15 protein-coding genes and 1 pseudogene are annotated in these 16,702 nt (G+C 67.1%); 9 read left to right on the top strand and 7 right to left on the bottom strand.

Features of this window, described 5'->3' with window-relative positions; all coding sequences use genetic code 11:
- Positions 1 to 5: 5 nt before the first annotated feature.
- Positions 6 to 2,012, bottom strand: a complete 2,007-nt coding sequence (locus tag OVA31_RS12055; RefSeq protein ID WP_267631304.1) for an aconitate hydratase — start codon at positions 2,010 to 2,012, stop codon at positions 6 to 8.
- 294 nt (positions 2,013 to 2,306) lie between these two features.
- Here OVA31_RS12055 and OVA31_RS12050 point away from each other — a divergent pair, with 294 nt between their 5' ends.
- The 3 genes and pseudogenes from OVA31_RS12050 to OVA31_RS12040 all read left to right on the top strand — a co-directional run bounded on the left by OVA31_RS12050 (position 2,307) and on the right by OVA31_RS12040 (position 3,996).
- Positions 2,307 to 2,525: an alkyl sulfatase C-terminal domain-containing protein gene (locus OVA31_RS12050; protein WP_324290234.1), complete on the top strand. Its 219-nt coding sequence runs from the start codon at positions 2,307 to 2,309 to the stop codon at positions 2,523 to 2,525.
- Positions 2,526 to 2,588: 63 nt separating this feature from the next.
- Positions 2,589 to 3,221, top strand: a complete 633-nt coding sequence (locus OVA31_RS12045; RefSeq protein WP_267631303.1) for an SRPBCC family protein — start codon at positions 2,589 to 2,591, stop codon at positions 3,219 to 3,221.
- Positions 3,222 to 3,249: 28 nt separating this feature from the next.
- A pseudogene (locus OVA31_RS12040) lies at positions 3,250 to 3,996 on the top strand (sodium:calcium antiporter).
- A gap of 90 nt (positions 3,997 to 4,086) precedes the next feature.
- Here the strand turns inward: OVA31_RS12040 and OVA31_RS12035 are convergent.
- Together OVA31_RS12035 and OVA31_RS12030 are read right to left on the bottom strand one after the other, a co-directional pair.
- Entirely contained in the window at positions 4,087 to 5,151 is a 1,065-nt protein-coding gene (locus OVA31_RS12035) for a DNA polymerase domain-containing protein (protein WP_267631302.1), read from the bottom strand.
- Position 5,152: 1 nt separating this feature from the next.
- Positions 5,153 to 6,208, bottom strand: coding sequence for an ATP-dependent DNA ligase (locus OVA31_RS12030; protein ID WP_267631301.1), 1,056 nt, complete (start codon positions 6,206 to 6,208; stop codon positions 5,153 to 5,155).
- Positions 6,209 to 6,300: 92 nt separating this feature from the next.
- Here OVA31_RS12030 and gluQRS point away from each other — a divergent pair, with 92 nt between their 5' ends.
- Positions 6,301 to 7,224: a tRNA glutamyl-Q(34) synthetase GluQRS gene (gene gluQRS, locus OVA31_RS12025; protein WP_267631300.1), complete on the top strand. Its 924-nt coding sequence runs from the start codon at positions 6,301 to 6,303 to the stop codon at positions 7,222 to 7,224.
- Between the two features lie 82 nt (positions 7,225 to 7,306).
- Here the strand turns inward: gluQRS and OVA31_RS12020 are convergent, their stop codons facing one another.
- Positions 7,307 to 8,347, bottom strand: a complete 1,041-nt coding sequence (locus OVA31_RS12020; protein WP_267631299.1) for a hemolysin family protein — start codon at positions 8,345 to 8,347, stop codon at positions 7,307 to 7,309.
- Positions 8,344 to 9,726, bottom strand: a complete 1,383-nt coding sequence (locus OVA31_RS12015; RefSeq protein WP_267631298.1) for a hemolysin family protein — start codon at positions 9,724 to 9,726, stop codon at positions 8,344 to 8,346. The genes OVA31_RS12020 and OVA31_RS12015 overlap by 4 nt, the downstream gene beginning before the upstream one ends.
- Positions 9,727 to 10,004: 278 nt before the next feature.
- Between OVA31_RS12015 and OVA31_RS12010 the strand changes: the two genes are divergently transcribed.
- Positions 10,005 to 10,865 carry an LLM class F420-dependent oxidoreductase gene (locus OVA31_RS12010; RefSeq protein ID WP_267631297.1) on the top strand — a complete coding sequence of 287 codons (861 nt, stop codon included), beginning with the start codon at positions 10,005 to 10,007 and terminating at the stop codon, positions 10,863 to 10,865.
- 16 nt (positions 10,866 to 10,881) lie between these two features.
- Here OVA31_RS12010 and tgt read toward each other — a convergent pair whose 3' ends face one another.
- Complete coding sequence (tgt, locus tag OVA31_RS12005) at positions 10,882 to 12,153, bottom strand: tRNA guanosine(34) transglycosylase Tgt (RefSeq protein ID WP_267631296.1); 1,272 nt, start codon at positions 12,151 to 12,153, stop codon at positions 10,882 to 10,884.
- Positions 12,154 to 12,227: 74 nt separating this feature from the next.
- Between tgt and OVA31_RS12000 the strand changes: the two genes are divergently transcribed.
- Entirely contained in the window at positions 12,228 to 12,659 is a 432-nt protein-coding gene (locus OVA31_RS12000) for a hypothetical protein (RefSeq protein WP_267631295.1), read from the top strand.
- A 43-nt stretch (positions 12,660 to 12,702) separates the two neighbouring features.
- Complete coding sequence (locus OVA31_RS11995; protein WP_267631294.1) at positions 12,703 to 13,479, top strand: MerR family transcriptional regulator; 777 nt, start codon at positions 12,703 to 12,705, stop codon at positions 13,477 to 13,479.
- A 156-nt stretch (positions 13,480 to 13,635) separates the two neighbouring features.
- Here OVA31_RS11995 and OVA31_RS11990 read toward each other — a convergent pair whose 3' ends face one another.
- A complete protein-coding gene (locus OVA31_RS11990; RefSeq protein ID WP_267631293.1) occupies positions 13,636 to 14,955 on the bottom strand; it encodes a UDP-N-acetylmuramoyl-tripeptide--D-alanyl-D-alanine ligase in 1,320 nt (439 codons plus the stop codon).
- 61 nt (positions 14,956 to 15,016) lie between these two features.
- Here OVA31_RS11990 and OVA31_RS11985 point away from each other — a divergent pair, with 61 nt between their 5' ends.
- Together OVA31_RS11985 and OVA31_RS11980 are read left to right on the top strand one after the other, a co-directional pair.
- Positions 15,017 to 16,096 carry a D-alanine--D-alanine ligase family protein gene (locus tag OVA31_RS11985; protein WP_267631292.1) on the top strand — a complete coding sequence of 360 codons (1,080 nt, stop codon included), beginning with the start codon at positions 15,017 to 15,019 and terminating at the stop codon, positions 16,094 to 16,096.
- A 144-nt stretch (positions 16,097 to 16,240) separates the two neighbouring features.
- A complete protein-coding gene (locus OVA31_RS11980) occupies positions 16,241 to 16,654 on the top strand; it encodes a hypothetical protein (protein ID WP_267631291.1) in 414 nt (137 codons plus the stop codon).
- Positions 16,655 to 16,702 lie beyond the last annotated feature (48 nt).

Genomic DNA, 16,702 nt, shown 5'->3' with positions numbered 1-16,702 from the left:
CTCCGTCAGCTGATCTCGCCACTGTGCTGCAGGACGGTCTCCTTCGCCTCCTGCACATCGGACTCCCCCTCGGCGGCCAGCCGCGGGATGAGTCCGCCCGCGAGGACGTCGGCGACCTGCCGAGGCGACAAGCGGTGCCGAACCGGGAATGTCGTTCCCTTCGTGACGTTCTCGATCGTCAGCTCGTCCGTCGACCCCAGACTGTCCCGAAGGCCGGTCACCTTCAGGACGTCGTCCTGATCGATCGCATCGTGGTCGGCGGGATCGCCGAACTCGACCGCCAGCACACCGAAGTTCGCCAGGTTCTGCCAATGGATGCGCGCAAAGGATTTCGCGATCACCATCCGCAGGCCGAGATGTCGCGGGGCGATGGCCGCGTGCTCGCGCGACGAACCCTGACCGTAGTTCTCGCCGCCGACGATGATGTGTCCGTTCTCGGCCGCTTCCGCGCGCTTCGGGTAGGTCTCGTCGACCTGAGTGAAGCTGAACTGGGCCAGCTTCGGGATGTTCGACCGGAACGGCAGCGCCCGGGCACCGGCAGGCGAGATCTCGTCGGTGGAGATGTTGTCGCCGACGGTCAGCAGGACGGGCGCCTCGATGACATCGGGCAGCGCGTCGAGTTCGGGCAGGCTGGAGATGTTCGGGCCCTTGATCGGTTCGACCTTCGCGGCGGCCTCGGCGTCGATCGGCGACACCAGCATGGCGGTGTTGATCGAGTGTTCGCGTGGGAAGTCGAGCTGCGGGTACGTCATGCCGACGTCGGCTGCCCAGTCCCGGGGATCGGTGATCCGACCGGTGAGCGCCGATGCCGCCGCGGTCTCGGGCGAACACAGCCACACCGAGTCCTCCCGGGTGCCCGAGCGCCCGGGAAAGTTGCGCGGCATGGTGCGCAACGAGTTCCGGCCGGTCGCCGGCGCCTGCCCCATCCCGATACATCCCATACAACCGGCCTGGTGGATGCGTGCACCACCGATCACGAGCTGTGTGGTCGAACCCATCTTGGTGAGATCGGTGAGGATCTCGCGCGAGGTCGGATTCACGTCGAAGCTCACCTCCGGCGACGTCTGTCGGCCATCGATCATGGCTGCGGCGATGGCGAAGTCCCGCAGCCCCGGGTTCGCGCTCGAACCGATGACCACCTGGGAGACCTCCTCCCCCGCGACCTCCCGCACCGGCACGACGTTGCCGGGTGACGACGGTTTCGCGATCAGCGGTTCGATCCCGGACAGGTCGATGGTGTCGGAGATGTCGTACTCGGCGTCGTCGTCGGCCGTCAGTTCGGTCCAGTCGTCCTCGCGGCCCTCGGCACGCAGGAAGTCGCGCACCTCGTCGTCGCTCGGGAAGACCGTCGTGGTGGCGCCGAGTTCGGCGCCCATGTTGGCGATGACGTGGCGGTCCATCGCGGTCAACGACGCCAGACCCGGTCCGTGGTACTCGATGATCCGATTGACGCCGCCCTTCACGTCGTGGCGACGCAGCATCTCGAGGATCACGTCCTTGGCCGAACACCACTGCGGCAACTCGCCTTCCAGCCGGACACCCCAGATCTCCGGCATCCGGATGTTGAGCGGGTGTCCCGCGATCGCCAGCGCGACCTCGAGTCCGCCCACGCCGATCGCCAGCATCCCGAGCGACCCGGCCGCCGGGGTGTGCGAGTCGGATCCGACCATCGTCTTGCCCGGCGCACCGAACCGTTGCATGTGGGTCGGGTGCGAGACCCCGTTTCCGGGTTTGGAGAACCAGAGCCCGAATCGTTGGCAGGCCGTGCGGAGATACTCGTGATCTTCGGCGTTCTTCTCGTCGGTCTGCAGCAGGTTGTGATCCACGTACTGCACGCTGACCTCGGTCTGGGCCCGGTCGAGACCTAGTGCCTCGAGTTCCTGCATGACTAGCGTGCCGGTGGCGTCCTGGGTGAGGGTCTGATCGATCCGGATCGCGATCTCCTCACCGGCCGTCATCTCGCCACGCTCGAGATGCGATCCGATGAGTTTGCGGGCGACGTTGTCGGGCATCAGGCACTCCTCGCCGCAGGTCGTGCACAGCAGCGACGTCTACCGACAGCTCGGGTCCGAGCAGATGGGCTGTCGTCGAACCGTCGGTGGGGCCCGCCTCGGGCCCGGCCACTGCGACGCGATCTGACGTTGCGCTCGGACTGCCATCCATGGTTGCAGCCGGGCGGCGTTCGCGCCACCACGGTGCCGGGGCGCCTCGATCGGCGGCAGCAGAGACGAATCAATGAATGCCGACGAAAAAGTGAAAACCGCGCGCCGGTGAGTTCTGCACGGTGCCAATGACTCGGCCCGACAATCTCGTCGGTCGACACTGGGATCCGGGGCACGAGCGCCGACACACAGCTGACGATCAGTGGCCCCAAGGCCGCGCTCGTCTCCGTGCTGTTGCAGCCTGCCTCGGCCGATGCGCTCGCCGAGGGAACGATCGACGTGTCGGGGGACTCCTCGATATTGACCGCCTTCGGCGGAGTACTCGACGAGTTCGACCCGTCGTTCCCGATCGTCACGCCGTGAAGCCTGAGGTTTCAGGGCCCTTGGACCCAGGACATCGGACGTCGATCGGCGCATGCTGAGGTCATGAACACCGCACGGGTCCTCCTGGCCGCGACATTGGCAGTGGGTGCTACAGCGGTCGGCTACGGACGGCTTCTTCGGCAGCCGATCCTGACCTGGGGCGCCACCGATGACGAGGTCGCGGCGACGTTGCCCGGCGACGACCTTCTGCCCGAGGCCGACGGCGTCTCGACGAGAGCGATCACGATCTCCGCCCGGCCGGAGCACGTCTACCCGTGGCTCGCCCAGATGGGCCCCGACCCGCGGGGCGGCGCCTACACCTACGACTGGATCGAGAACCTCCTCGGTCTGCACATGCACAGCACCGATCACGTACTCGAGGAGTTCCAGCATCCGATGCTCGGCGAGGTGATCGCACTCGGCCCCAATCGCATGCGGGTGGCGCTCGTCGAACCGGGGCGCGCGTTCGCCACGCGCTCCGAAGACGGCAACTGGGTGTGGGCGTTCACGCTCGTCGAGTGCGGCGACAGCACCACGCGCCTGATCAGCCGTAACCGATTCCGGCTGCCTCGCCTGACGGATCGGATCGGCATGCTGCCGATGGAACCGGGCTCGCTGATCATGGAACGCAAGATGCTGTACGGCATCAAGGAGCGCGCCGAGACACTGACACAAGAGGCCACGGCCACCACCTGAACGGCCCGGCGGGCAGCATAATCAGCGCATGAACTCCTACGTGCTGGTCATCGTGGGACTCGCCGCGCTCGTCGCCGGCGCGGAAGGACTCGTCCGGGGCGGGTCCGCGATCGCTTCCCGTCTCGGCATCTCGCCGATGCTGGTGGGCGTCACGGTGGTGTCGATCGGCACCAGCCTGCCCAACTCGCCGTCGGGATGGACGCCGCGGTACATGGCGCCGGTCCGCTGGCCGTCGGCAACATCGCAGGCACCAACATCGTCAACCTCCTTCTGATCCTCGGCCTTTCGGCGGCCATGGTGCCGTTGGCGTTGCGCCCGCAGACCATCCGGCTCGATCTGCCGGTCATGGTCGCCAGTGCGCTGCTCCTGTGGGGGCTGGCAGCAAACGGCGTGCTGTCGCGACTCGATGGTGCCGTGTTGCTCCTACTCGCCATCGCGTACACGATCACCGTCGGTGGTGGCGATCGGGACGTCGGCACCCGAACTGGTCACCACCGTGATGTCGACCATCCGCGGCGAACGTGACCTTGCCATCGGCAATCTCATCGGGTCGAGCATCTACAACCTGACCTTCATCCTCGGCGCGACGTCGCTGTTCCGGCCGCTCGACGTCACCGACGAACTGATCCGTATCGAGCTGCCGCTGATGGTGGCCGTCGCGCTGATCTGTGTGCCGGTGTTCATCACCGGGCGACGGATCACACGGGTCGAAGGGATCGCGTTCGTGGCGGGCTATGTGGTGTATCTGGTGTTGGTGGTGGTGTTGCGGACCTGAGAACGGGCAGGTGTGGGGCGGACCCTTCGAGACGCTCGCTCCTCAGGGAACAGGAGACGCTCGCACGCTCGCTCCTCAGGGATCAGACAGTCAGTCCTCGACGCGGTTGCCCTTGTCGTCCCAGTGGGCCGCAACCTTCTTGCTCGGTTGCACACGGGGTGGCTCGCCGGGCATCTTCGGGTAGCTCGGCGGGTAGGGCATGTCGCCGAGTCCGTTGCCGTCGTCGCGCTGCACCATCTCCAGGAGCGGCTCCAGCCCGCGGCGGTGGTCGGCGATGTCGGCCATCGGATCTCCGCGTCGGGCAACGAGATCCGGAACCGTCGCGATGGTGCAGTCGTCGGGATTCACGTCGGCGAGCTCATCCCACGTGACCGGCGTGGACACGCGTGCGTTGGGACTGCGGCGGGCCGAGTACGGCGATGCCATGGTGCGGTCGCGGGCGTTCTGGTTGTAGTCGATGAAGATCCGCTCACCGCGCTCTTCCTTCCACCATGACGGGGTGACCCCGTCGGGATCGCGACGTTCCATCTCGCGGGCGAGGGCGATCACCGCTCGGCGACCGGCGATGAAGTCCCATTTCGGCTCGATGGGTACGTACACGTGGATGCCTCGACCGCCCGATGTCTTCGGGAAGCCGGTGTAGCCCAACTCATTCAATAGCGGCGCCAGGACATCGGTCGCGACCCGGCGGACATCGTCGAAGTCGGTGCCGGGTTGCGGATCGAGGTCGATGCGCAACTGGTCGGGGTGATCGTTGTCCGGGTCGATGGTCGGCCAGCTGTGGAAGGTGAACGTGCCCAGGTTGGCGCACCACACGATGTCGGCGGGAATGGTCGGCTTGATCGCGTCACCTGTTCTGCCCGAAGGGAACACGATGCGTGTGGACTCGACGTGGTCGGGCCGCTTCTTCGCGATGTGCTTCTGGTAGATCTCCTCCCCCTCGACGCCGTCGGGGAAACGCTGGAGGAAGGTCGGACGGTCGCGCACAGCGGTCATGATGGCACCCTGCAGGGCGATCTCCCGGTAGTAGGCGACGAGATCCCGTTTGCGACCACCGTTCTCGCCGAGTTCCGGGAAGTAGATCTTGTCCGGATTGCTCATCCGGACAGCGACGCCGTCGACGTCGAGTTCCTCTGCGGGAGAACGAGATGGCATGTCAGGAAGCTCCTTCCAGCACATCGTGCAGGTCATAGGTGAGCGGGACCTCGAGCTGGTCGTAGGTGCAGCTCTCCGGCTCACGGTCGGGGCGCCACCGCACGAACTTCACGGTGTGCCGGAAGCGGTGGTTCTCCATCTGGTCGTAGGCGACCTCGACGACGAGCTCGGGCCGGATCGGAATCCACTCGCCCGACTTCTCCGATCGCCACCGCGTCGGTTCGCCCGGGCTCGGTTTGTCCGGGTCGGTCCGCATCGGCTCGAACATCTCCTGCAGTTCGATCCGCTTCACGTCGGAGAACGCCCCGGCGCCGCCGACCATCCGCAGCTCGCCATCGGCGTAGAGACCGAGAAGCATGGAACCGAGCCCGGTGCCGCTCTTGTGTACGCGATAGCCGAAGACGACGCAGTCGGCAGTGCGCTTGTGCTTGATCTTGACCATCTCGCGCTTGCCTTCGACATATCGGCCGTCGAGTTTCTTGCCCACCACGCCGTCGAGGCCTGCGCCCTCGAAGGCGGTGAACCAGTCGGTCGCCAACGCCGGATCAGCGGTCACGCGGCTGACGTGCAATCGCCGATCTCCACCGGCTCCCGGCGCGATTGCCTGCAACAACGCCTCGCGACGGACCGGAAACGGCTCATCGAGGACGCTCGCCCTACCCAGCGCGAGCGCATCGAAGCCGATGAAGATCGCCGGCGTCTTCTCCGCGAGCATGGTGACCCGTGATTCGGCTGGGTGGATGCGTTGGGCGAGCGAGTCCCAGTCCAGACGGTGGGTCTCGCCGATCAGAGCGGGTACCCCGATCTCCCCGTCGACCACGGCCTTCTCCGGTAGCTCCGCCTTGGCCGCGGCGACGAGTTCCGGGAAGTAGCGGGCCAGATCCTTGCCGCCGCGCGATCCGATGGCCACCTCTTCGCCGTCACGAAAGATCAACGCACGAAAGCCATCCCACTTGGGCTCGTACGACCACGCCGGATCGCCGTCTGGCTGGTCGGGAACCGTCGTCACGGCTTTGGCGAGCATCGGCGCGATCGGTGGCATTACCGGGAGGTCCACGCGTCTCATGGTACGTGCGGAGCAGTCTCGACACGCCTGACTCGCTACGCTCGCCAAACCGCTCGACCAGCGGGCCGCTAGTGTCATGCGCAATGGTCCTGGGAGAAACCTTGCCGCCGGCGGGACGGTACGCGCCGTCGCCGTCCGGTGAACTGCACGTCGGCAATCTCCGAACCGCCGTGCTGGCCTGGTTGTTCGCCCGCACCACCGACCGCTCGTTCGTCATCCGGATGGAGGATCTGGACCGGACCGCCGTCGGCGCGGATCGTCGGCAACTCGGGGATCTCACGGCGCTGGGGATGGACTGGGTCCCACCGGTGGTCTACCAGTCGACGCGCCTGGCCGCGTATCAGTCCGCGATCGATGGCCTACGAGACGCAGGACGCACCTTCGAGTGCTTCTGCACGAGGCGGGAGATCCAGGAGGCGCCGTCGGCCCCGCACGCTCCGGAGGGCGCGTACCCGGGTACGTGTCGCGAGCTCACCGATGCCGAGCGAGCCGACCGCCGAGCCGCCGGTCGACCGCCGGCGATCCGACTTCGCAGTGACACTCCCGAATTCACCGTCTCCGACCTCCTGCACGGTCGCTACACCGGCATGGTCGACGACTTCGTCGTCCAGCGCAACGACGGCACACCCGCCTACAACCTCGCCGTCGTCGTCGATGACGCTGCTCAGGGGATCGATCAGGTGGTGCGCGGCGCCGACCTGTTGTCGTCGGCACCGCGGCAGGCATACCTCGCGACACTGCTCGGACATCTCCCCCCGGTGTACGCGCACGTGCCGATGGTGCTGAACGCCAAGCGGATTCGCTTGAGCAAACGCGACGGCGCGGTGACCCTCACCGACCTCGCCGCACGCGGAGTGACCGTGGCACAGGTGCTCTCGCACATCGCACAGTCGCTGTGGCTTGCCGATCCTGGCGAGGTGGTCGACCTCGCGACGCTCGTCGAGCGATTCCGCCCCGATGCACTACCCCACGACCCGTGGATTCTGACGGCTGACGAGTGGGAGTGATTTCGACAAGCAGGAAGGCCGGAGCGTGTCCCAGACGACACCTCAGCGGGAGGTCACGGCCTCGGGAGACGTCGCTGCTCGCTCAGGTGTCATCTGGGACACGCTCCGATCCACCCGTGGTGGCCAGCAGCCGCTCGAGTACGTCGTCGAGGGTGAGCAGGCCGATCACGCGGTCATCGTCGACGACCGTCGCGATGTGCTGCCGGGTCTCGCGCATCGTGGCCAGTGCCTCGTATACGGGCACGGTCGACGCCAGCGAGAGCACCGGCCGCATGAGATCAGCCGCGATGGCGTCGGGTGGCGCCGCCAGGCTGTCTCGGACGTGCACGACACCATCGATCATCGAGTCGGCGGAGCCGTTGCCGCGCACCAGGAGTCGTCGGCGCCCGCTGTGGCGGGAGGCGTCACGGATCTGCTCGGCCGACGCGTCCCGCGGCACCCCGGTGACCTCGCCGTGGCCGGTCACGTCGGCGACGGTCAGCGATTCGAGTTCGAGTGCACTGGTCAGATGCGCGTGATAGCGCTCGTCCAGCGTTCCGACAGTCGCCGAGTGCTCGACGAGATGCCGCAACGCCTCCGAATCCTGACCAGCGCCGAGCTGGTCCACCGGCTCGACACCGACCCGGAGCAGACACCAGTTGGCGAGCCGGTTGAGGCGAACGATGATCGGACGGGTCAGCCACATGAACGCCCGCATCGGGATCGCCAACAGCGTGGCCGAACGTTCCGGATGCGCGATGGCCCACGACTTCGGGGCCATCTCGCCGACGACGAGATGCAGGAACGTCACGATCACCAACGCGAGGACGAAACCGGCGACGTCGGCCGACCACGTCGGCAATCCCCAAGTCTCGAAGGCCGGGGTCAGCCAGTGGTGCACCGCAGGCTTGGTGATGGCGCCGAGCGCCAGGGTGCAGACTGTGATGCCGAGCTGCGAACCCGCGAGCAGCACCGACAGTTCCGACGCACTGCGCAGGGCTGCACGCGCCGAACGACTGTTCGGGGCCGCATCCTCGAGGCGGTGCCGGCGGGCGGCGATCAACGCGAACTCGACGGCGACGAAGAAGGCACTCGCCGCGATCAGCGCGAACGTCGCTACGGCCACGATCCACGGGTTGCTCATCGGGTGCCTCCATTACCGGCGACCTGCAAGTGCGCGACGGTGACCAGCACCGACGACGGCACATGCCGCTCCACCTCGAGGACGTGGATGGTCATCGTGCGCGGACTCGATTCCTCGTCGGCCGGCAGCCCGGGCTCGGGCGCCAGCTCCAGCGACACCGTGTCGCCGACGTCGGGCAGGTCACCGAATTCGCTGATGACCAGGCCCGCGACCGTCTCGTGATCGCCGTCGGGCAACTCGTGCCCGATCTCTCGCGACACCTCGTCGAGGTGTGCGTCTCCGCGGATGCGCCACCCGTCGTCGGTGCGCTCGATAGCGTCGGGCAGGTCGGGATCGTGCTCGTCGTCGATCTCGCCGACGAGCTCCTCGGCGATGTCCTCGACCGTCACCACGCCGTCGAAGCCGCCGTACTCGTCGATCACCACGGCCATCTCGTCGGACGCGTCGTGAATGCGGGTCAGCACCTCCGTCAGCGGCAGGGACGTGGGAACGATCACCGCCAGACGGCACAGCGTCGCCGCGGTGGCGGCGGAATCCGCGTCCGAGGAGGCCTGCCAGTCGAGCAGATCGTGCAGCCTGATCACGCCGATGACCTCGGCGTCGTCGTCGACGACCGGGTACCGGGTGTGCCCCGAGCTCATCCTGGTCAGCACCGTCGACGCCGTCTCGTCGGCTCGGATGCTGTCCACTCGGGTGCGTGGGATCATCGCGTGCCCGGCTGTGCGCGTGGGGAAGTCGAGAACGCGGTCGAGCAGGGTGGACAAATCGGCGGGGAGTTCCCCGGCGTCGCGCGATTCGGCGACGATGTGCTCGAGATCGCGCGGCGTGGCCGAATGCTCGACGTCATGGACCGGCTCGATGCGCAGCAACTTCAGCAGGAGGTTCGACGACTTGTCGAACAGCGCAATCAACCAGCCGAATACCGCAAGATAGGCGGTGGTGGACGCGGCGAGCCGACGCGCGACCGGCTCCGGCCGTGCGATGGCCAGGTTCTTCGGGAACAGTTCGCCGAGCACCATCTGGACCACGGTGGAGAACAGGATGGCGAACACGGTGCCTATCGCGACACCGACGGCGACCGGGATGCCGACGTCGTCGAGCAGGTCGCCGACCCCACTGCCGATGAGCGGTTCGGCGACGTAGCCGACCAGCAGGCCGGTGACGGTGATGCCGAGCTGGGCGCCGGACAACATGAACGAGGTGCGGCGAGTGACCGTGAGAGCACGGGCGGCGGCGGGGTCACCGGCTTCTGCACGCGCCTTCAGCCGGGAGCGGTCGACCGCCATGTAGGCGAACTCCTGAGCGACGAAATAGCCGGTCAGGGCAGTGATGAGGATGACGACGAGAATGCCGGCGGCGATGCCGAGAAGGGTCAGCACGACGACCTCCGGGCAGCCCCGACCGGGTGGTCGTCAGGCAGGGTCGAGCAGGGGTGGCCGGATCGTCGTCGGCGTTTTCGGCGCTTTGCGCGTCGCATTGTCTCTCTCGGTTCGGGCTCGGCTGGACCCTTCCCAGGGTGCCGAGTCGGATGGGTCTACGCAAACCGAACGATCGGGGTGGGAGATCTGTTCCCGTGAAATATCATTCCGATGTGCTCCCATCCGCTTTCGGCCGTGCTACCCGCGCGGCACTGGTCGCGGTGACTGCGGGGTAGACCATGGACATCGGTCTGCACGCGCTGGGGATCGGAACAGGCGCTCGCCGCGAGGTCATCGACACCGTCGCGCGACAGGCCGAACGTCGGGGATTCGCGACGCTGTGGTCCGGCGAACACGTCGTGATGGTCGACGATCAGGCCTCCCGCTATCCCTACACGTCCGACGGGAAGATCGCCGTGCCGGCCGCGGCCGACTGGCTCGACCCGACGATCACGTTGTCGTTCGCGGCGGCAGCCACCACGACCATCCGGCTGGCGACCGGCGTGGCCCTTCTGCCCGAACACAATCCGGTGATCATGGCCAAGCAGCTCGCATCGCTGGACCGCCTCAGTGGGGGACGGTTGACCGCAGGCATCGGCATCGGGTGGTCGCGCGAGGAGTTCGACGCGTTGGGTGTGCCCTTCGAACGCCGAGCGGCACGCACCGCGAGCTACGTCGACGCCATGCGCACCATCTGGCGTGATGAACCCGCCTCGTACACTTCCGAGTTCGTCGCGTTCACCGACATCCGGGTCAAACCCGCTCCCGCGCAGGAGAGCATCCCGATCATCGTCGGCGGGAACAGCGACACCGCCCTCGAGCGCGTCGTCGGCTGGGGCGACGGGTGGTACGGCTTCAATCTCGACGGTGTCGAAGCCGTTGCCGAGCGCGTGGCACGGGTCACCGAGCTGTGCTCCTCATCCGGTCGCCCGCGAGATGAGCTCTATCTGGCCGTCGCGCTGCGTGATCCCTCGGTCGACGACCTCGTGGCGGTCGAGGCGCTCGGCGTGAACGAGCTCGTCGTGGTCGCCTCGCCACCCGAGGACGCGAGTGACGCGCCCGCCTGGGTGGACGGACTCGCCGACAAGTGGTTCCGCTGATCGTCAGGTCCCGCGACTACCGCGAACCCGCGTAGTACCGCCCCAGGAACTCGTCGCGATACTCGGTGTAATTGCCGTCCTCGATGGCCTGGCGTGCCCGGTCGACCATCGTCACGATGAACGACACGTTGTGCAGCGTCGCGAGTGTCGCGGCGAGCCCTTCCTTGGCCTTGAACAGATGGTGCAGGTAGGCACGACTGTATTGCGATGTGTAGTTCTCGACTTCGGGATCGAGCGGTCGAAAGTCCCTGCGATACCGCGCATTGGTGATGTTGTAGCGGCCGTCGAGCGAGTAGATCGCGCCGTTGCGGGCGACCCGGGTCGGCGAGACGCAGTCGAAGGTGTCGGCGCCGTTCTCGATGGCGGTGAAGATGTCGTCGGGCTCGCTGATGCCCAGCAGGTGCTTTGCCGAGTCCTCGGGCAGCTCCTCGTTGACCCAGCCGACGATGGTGCCGAGGTCGTCTTTCGTCAACGCACCGCCGATCCCGTACCCGCCGAAGCCCCGTCCGCCATCGGCCTGGTCCATCTTGCTCATCGTCACGAGATCCCGAGCAGCCTTGCGGCGCAGGTCCTCGTACTGGGCGCCCTGGATGACCCCCCAGAGCGACTGCTGCGGCCGGTGCACACGCTCTCGCGACAGCCGGTTGTGTTCGGCAAGGCAGCGGATCGCCCACAGCCGGGTTCGCTCCAGCGAATTCTCTTGGTATGCACGGGTGTTCATCAACGTGGTCAGCTCGTCGAAGGCGAAGATGATGTCGGCGCCGAGCTGATGCTGGATCTGCATCGACACCTCGGGGGTGAAGCGGTGCGCCGAGCCGTCGAGGTGCGATTTGAAGGTGACCCCGTCGTCGTCGACGGCGGACAGTCGTTCCTTGCCGGGTGCGACGGCATCGTCGTTCTGCTCGCCCGCGGCATCCATCGAGATGACCTTCTTGAACCCGACGCCGAGCGACATGACCTGGAATCCGCCACTGTCGGTGTAGGTGGGACCCCGCCAGTTCATGAAGGCGCCGAGCCCGCCGGCCTCGTCGAGGATGTCGGGCCCCGGCTGCAGATAGAGGTGATAGGCGTTGGCGAGCACGGCCTGCGCGCCGAGCGCCTCGACGGACTCGGGCAGCACCGTCTTGACCGTGGCCTTGGTCCCGACCGGCACGAACGCTGGTGTGTGGATGCGGCCGTGCGGGGTGTCGATGACACCGGTGCGGCCCATCGTGCCGGGCAGCGACGTGCCGACGGTGAAGGAATGGTCGGGGGGAAGAGCTGTGTCGCTGGAACTCACCCGATGCATCCTTGCAGGTGGGCGGGTGTAACCCAAACCCAGCAGGCATTCGGGGCGCCACCGGAACCCGGTACGGTGATCACATGTCGAGCAGCCTGCATCGCATCTCACTCGCTGTCCTGGCCGGATTCGCCGGTGTCGTGCTCGCCGCATGTGGTGGCGAGCAGGAGGCCACGTCGTCGTCGGAGACCTCGGCGGCCACCATCTCGGAGAACCCGAACGCATCCGTGGTGGGCGGACCGAAGCCGGTCTCGCCGACCACGTCTGTCGCCGACGACCACGCCGGCCACACCCAATGTGGCACCACCAAGGGGCCCGACGGCTCGCTGCGGATCCTGATCCTGCAGGGCGACCTCTCCTGCGACACCGCGCAGCAGGTCGCCACGCAATACAGCCCGAAGATCGCGACCGGGCAGCCGCAGCGGGTGTCCGGCTGGCAATGCGGGCCGTCGGAGACCGCGGGGATCCTGGCCTCGTGCAGCAAGGGTGACCAGGAGTTCGGGCTCGCGCCGTAGCGGACTTGACCCTGACGTGACGTGAGGCCCGACAGTGTCCGGTGTGAGTGAGTCAGAACCCTCTCGGACGGTCGGCGCGGTAGCACGTCTCACCGGCGTCAGTGTCCGCACGCTGCACCATTACGACCAGATCGGTCTGGTGGTGCCGTCGGACCGGACGTCCGTCGGCTACCGCGTGTACGACGACGCCGACATCGAGCGGCTGCATCGGGTCCTGACCTACCGTGAACTGGGCTTTTCGCTGGAGCAGATAGCGACCCTGCTAGACGATCCGTTGGTGGACGCTTCGGCTCAGCTGCGTGATCAGCACGATCGGCTGATCGACCGGATCAATCGCTTGCACCGGATGGTCGCAGCTGTGGAGGACATGATGGACGCGAAGGACAACGGAATCCAGCTCACCGCCGAGGAACAGGCGGAGATCTTCGGGCAGGACTGGCCCGGCGACGACTACGCCGCCGAAGCCGAGGAACGCTGGGGTGACTCCGAGGCCTGGGAGCAGAGCGGCAAGCGCACCGCCCGATTCGGCAAGGATGACTGGCGCCGGATCAAGGCCGAGGGGGACGCCCTCGAAGCAAAACTCGCCGACGCACTGCGGTCCGGTGTGGCGCCCGGGTCACCCGAGGCCAACGCCCTCGCCGAGGAGCATCGTGCGGGCATCAACCAGTTCTATGACTGCGGCCACGAGATGCACGTGAATCTCGCGAACATGTACGTCGCCGATCCGCGGTTCACCAAGCATTACGACGATGTGGCGCCGGGGCTCGCGCACTATGTCCGGGACGTCATCGTCGCGAATGCCGAGCAGCAGCGAAGCTGATCTCGACTGCGACAGCGTCCTCTTTCTCGACTCCCTGAAACGGAAATGCGCCCCCGAAATGCGCCCTCCTCAGGGGAGGCAACGACCCATGGTCGATGACGGCTCGCCCCGGGGTGCTTTCCTGGGGCGCTTTTCAGGGGCACTTTTCAGGAACGCTCACGCACCCAGCGCAGTGGCCACCCGTTCGAGGGCCGCGACCCGACTGCCCTTCACGAGCACCGCATCACCCGCGGCGAGGTCGGAGAGCTCGGCGAGCGCGCCGTCGACGTTCGCCACATGGCGCGCCACATTGCCGTAATGCGACTCGTCGACGGCGATCACCTCGATGCCGAGGTCGTAGGCACGCTTGGCGATGGCAGCGTGCTGGGCAGCGGAATCCGATCCGAGTTCGGCCATCGTGCCGAGCACGGCGACTCGACGACGGGCGTCGAGTGCGGCCAGTGACTGCAGGGCGGCGGTCATCGAGGTCGGATTGGCGTTGTAGGCATCGTTGAGGACGGTGACGCCTGCCGGCGTGGTCACGAGTTCCATCCGCAGTCCCGACAACGCGGCCCCGAGCAGACCGTTCGGGATCTCGTCGACCGGGACGCCCAGCCATCCGGCCGCGGCGGCCGCGGCCAGCGCGTTCGGCACCTGGTGTTCGCCCCGGGCACCGAGCCGGACGTCGGTCTCGCCCCACGGGGTGTGCAGGCGGAACGAGGCGCGCAACTGATCGTCGAGGGTGACGTCGGATGCGTACACGTCCGACGACGGGCTCAGACCGAAGCTCAGCACACCCGCATCGGTCCGGTTCGCCATCGCCGCGACACGCTCGTCGTCGGCATTCAGCACGGCGAGACCGTCCACCGGCAGCGCCTCCACCAACTCGCCCTTGGCGCGGGCGACGGACTCGATGTCGCCGAACAGTTCCAGATGCACACCCTCGACGCGCGTGATGATGCCAACGGTCGGGCGGGCGATGCCGCACAGCAGGTCGATGTGCCCGATGCCGCGCGCGCCCATCTCGACCACGACGGCCTCGGTGTCGTCGGGGGCGCCGGCGAGCGTGAGGGGCAGCCCGAGCTCGTTGTTGAACGATTTCTCGCTGGCAGTGGTGCGGTACGTCGTCGTGAGAACTCCCGCGAGCAGATCCTTCGTCGACGTCTTGCCCACCGAGCCGGTCACGCCGACGACTCTCTCCGGCAATCGATCGCGCGCCGCCCCGCCGAGGTCGGCGAGCGCCGCGGCGGTGTCGGTGACGGTGATCGCGGGGAGCGTGATGTCGGGATCGGTGCCCTGGGACGTCAGATATGCCGAGGCACCTCCGTCCGCTGCGGCCGCCACGAACTCGTGGCCGTCGCGCGTCGCGACGATCGGTACGAACAGCTGCCCGGGACGCATGCTCCGGGAGTCGATGCCTGCACCGTCGATCTGCACGTCGTCGCCGACGAGCCGTCCGGCGACGGCTGCAGCGACCTCACTTGCCCTGAAATGCACACCGCAACGCTACAAGCACCACGTCCGGTAAGCCGGTTGTGGTGGCCGTATCGTGTCAGCCATGGCTTCACCCCTGCTGCGTCTGGTCGTCCTCTTCGGTGGCGTGTCCGCAGAACACGACGTCTCATGCGTCACCGCGGCCCATGTGCTCGCAGCCGCCGATCGCGACAAGTACGAGCTGGTGCCGATCGGTATCGCGAAGAACGGGATGTGGCTGCGCAACGACAAGGCGATCGCGACGCTCGCCGAGGGCGGCGAACTGCCCGATCGGCTGGAGACCGCCGGCACCGAGGTGGAACCGCTGGCCGCGATCCGCGGCGACCTCGATGCCTCGACGATCACCGTCGTACTGCCGCTCCTACACGGACCGCACGGCGAGGACGGCACCATCCAGGGGATGCTCGAGCTCTTCAAGGTGCCGTACGTGGGAGCCGGAGTGCTGTCGTCGGCGCTGTGCATGGACAAGGCGATGGCCAAGATCGTCGCCGAGCAGGCGGGTATCCCGCAGTGCCGGTGGATCGAGTTCCGCGACGGCATCGACGACCCGAACACCATCGTCGGCCGAGCGATCGACGAGCTCGGACTGCCGCTGTTCGTCAAACCGGCCAACCTGGGGTCGTCGGTGGGCATCACCAAGGCGCACGACGCGTCCGAACTGGACAAGTCCATCGACCTCGCACTGCGCTACGACGACGTGGTGATCATCGAGGAGAGCGTGACCGCACGCGAGGTGGAGGTGGCCGTACTCGGGAACACCGCGCCGGAGGCATCGGTCCCCGGCGAGATCCTGCCCGGCAGCGAGTTCTACGACTACGAGGACAAGTACGTCACCGGCGCGGCCGCCCTCGTCATCCCTGCCGATCTGCCTGCGGAGGTCACCGGGGAGGTCCGCGAACTCGCGGCCAAGTCGTTCACCGCGCTGCGCTGCGCAGGCATGGCCCGCGTGGACTTCTTCTACGAGGCAGGCGGCCGCGGCTGGCTGTTGAACGAGGTCAACACGATTCCCGGATTCACCCCGGCATCCATGTATCCCAAGCTGTGGGAGGCCTCGGGTCTGAGCTACCCCGACCTCATCGATCGTCTGGTCACCTTGGCGCTCGACAACCATCGTCGACGGGTCGGCTTCTCCACGGAGCACTGAGCGCACGGTCGGCGAGATTCCGTACCCGCTCGGCGGGAAACCGGGCACAGTCGGCGAGATTCTGTACCCGCTCGGCGGGAAAGTGGGCCCGCTCGGCGCGATTCTGCGCACGGTCGGCGGAGATCTGACGGTAATGTGCTCGACGTGACCGACCCCGCCCGCGATGCCGTCTCGGCGCTGCGCGTGTTGGTCTATTCGGATCATTCGGACACCCGCGCGGCGGTCATCCGCGCACTCGGCCGCAGTCCCGATCCCCGCCTCCCCGAGCTGAGTTTCGTCGAGGTCGCCACCGCCCCCATGGTGTTCGCGCAACTCGATGCCGGCGTGATCGACGTGGTCATCCTCGACGGCGAGGCGACACCCGCGGGCGGGATGGGGCTGGCGAAGCAGATGAAGGACGAGATCGATCCGTGCCCGCCGACGCTCGTGCTGCTCGGCCGGGCCGACGACCGCTGGCTGGCGGACTGGTCACGGGCCGACGCCACCGCGACGCTGCCGGTTGACCCGATCACCTTGTCGACCACGGTGGTCGAGATGCTCCGAAACGCCGAACTGTAGAAAGCTCGACAACGGCCCCTCCCCCGCTAGTAGGCTTGTGGCACAGCT

This window comes from Gordonia sp. SL306, from assembly GCF_026625785.1.
In the GTDB taxonomy this organism is placed as follows: domain Bacteria; phylum Actinomycetota; class Actinomycetes; order Mycobacteriales; family Mycobacteriaceae; genus Gordonia.
Note: the sequence above shows the minus strand (reverse complement) of the source record. Positions and strands in the feature narration are given on the sequence as shown.

What these genes read in the sequence shown, in the direction of transcription:
- OVA31_RS12055 (WP_267631304.1), bottom strand. Translation starts at nt 2,012, where the DNA reads ATGCCCGACAACGTCGCCCGCAAACTCATCGGATCGCATCTCGAGCGT.
- OVA31_RS12045 (WP_267631303.1), top strand. Translation starts at nt 2,589, where the DNA reads ATGAACACCGCACGGGTCCTCCTGGCCGCGACATTGGCAGTGGGTGCT.
- OVA31_RS12035 (WP_267631302.1), bottom strand. Translation starts at nt 5,151, where the DNA reads ATGCCATCTCGTTCTCCCGCAGAGGAACTCGACGTCGACGGCGTCGCT.
- gluQRS (WP_267631300.1), top strand. Translation starts at nt 6,301, where the DNA reads ATGGTCCTGGGAGAAACCTTGCCGCCGGCGGGACGGTACGCGCCGTCG.
- OVA31_RS12020 (WP_267631299.1), bottom strand. Translation starts at nt 8,347, where the DNA reads ATGAGCAACCCGTGGATCGTGGCCGTAGCGACGTTCGCGCTGATCGCG.
- OVA31_RS12010 (WP_267631297.1), top strand. Translation starts at nt 10,005, where the DNA reads ATGGACATCGGTCTGCACGCGCTGGGGATCGGAACAGGCGCTCGCCGC.
- tgt (WP_267631296.1), bottom strand. Translation starts at nt 12,153, where the DNA reads ATGCATCGGGTGAGTTCCAGCGACACAGCTCTTCCCCCCGACCATTCC.
- OVA31_RS12000 (WP_267631295.1), top strand. Translation starts at nt 12,228, where the DNA reads ATGTCGAGCAGCCTGCATCGCATCTCACTCGCTGTCCTGGCCGGATTC.
- OVA31_RS11985 (WP_267631292.1), top strand. Translation starts at nt 15,017, where the DNA reads ATGGCTTCACCCCTGCTGCGTCTGGTCGTCCTCTTCGGTGGCGTGTCC.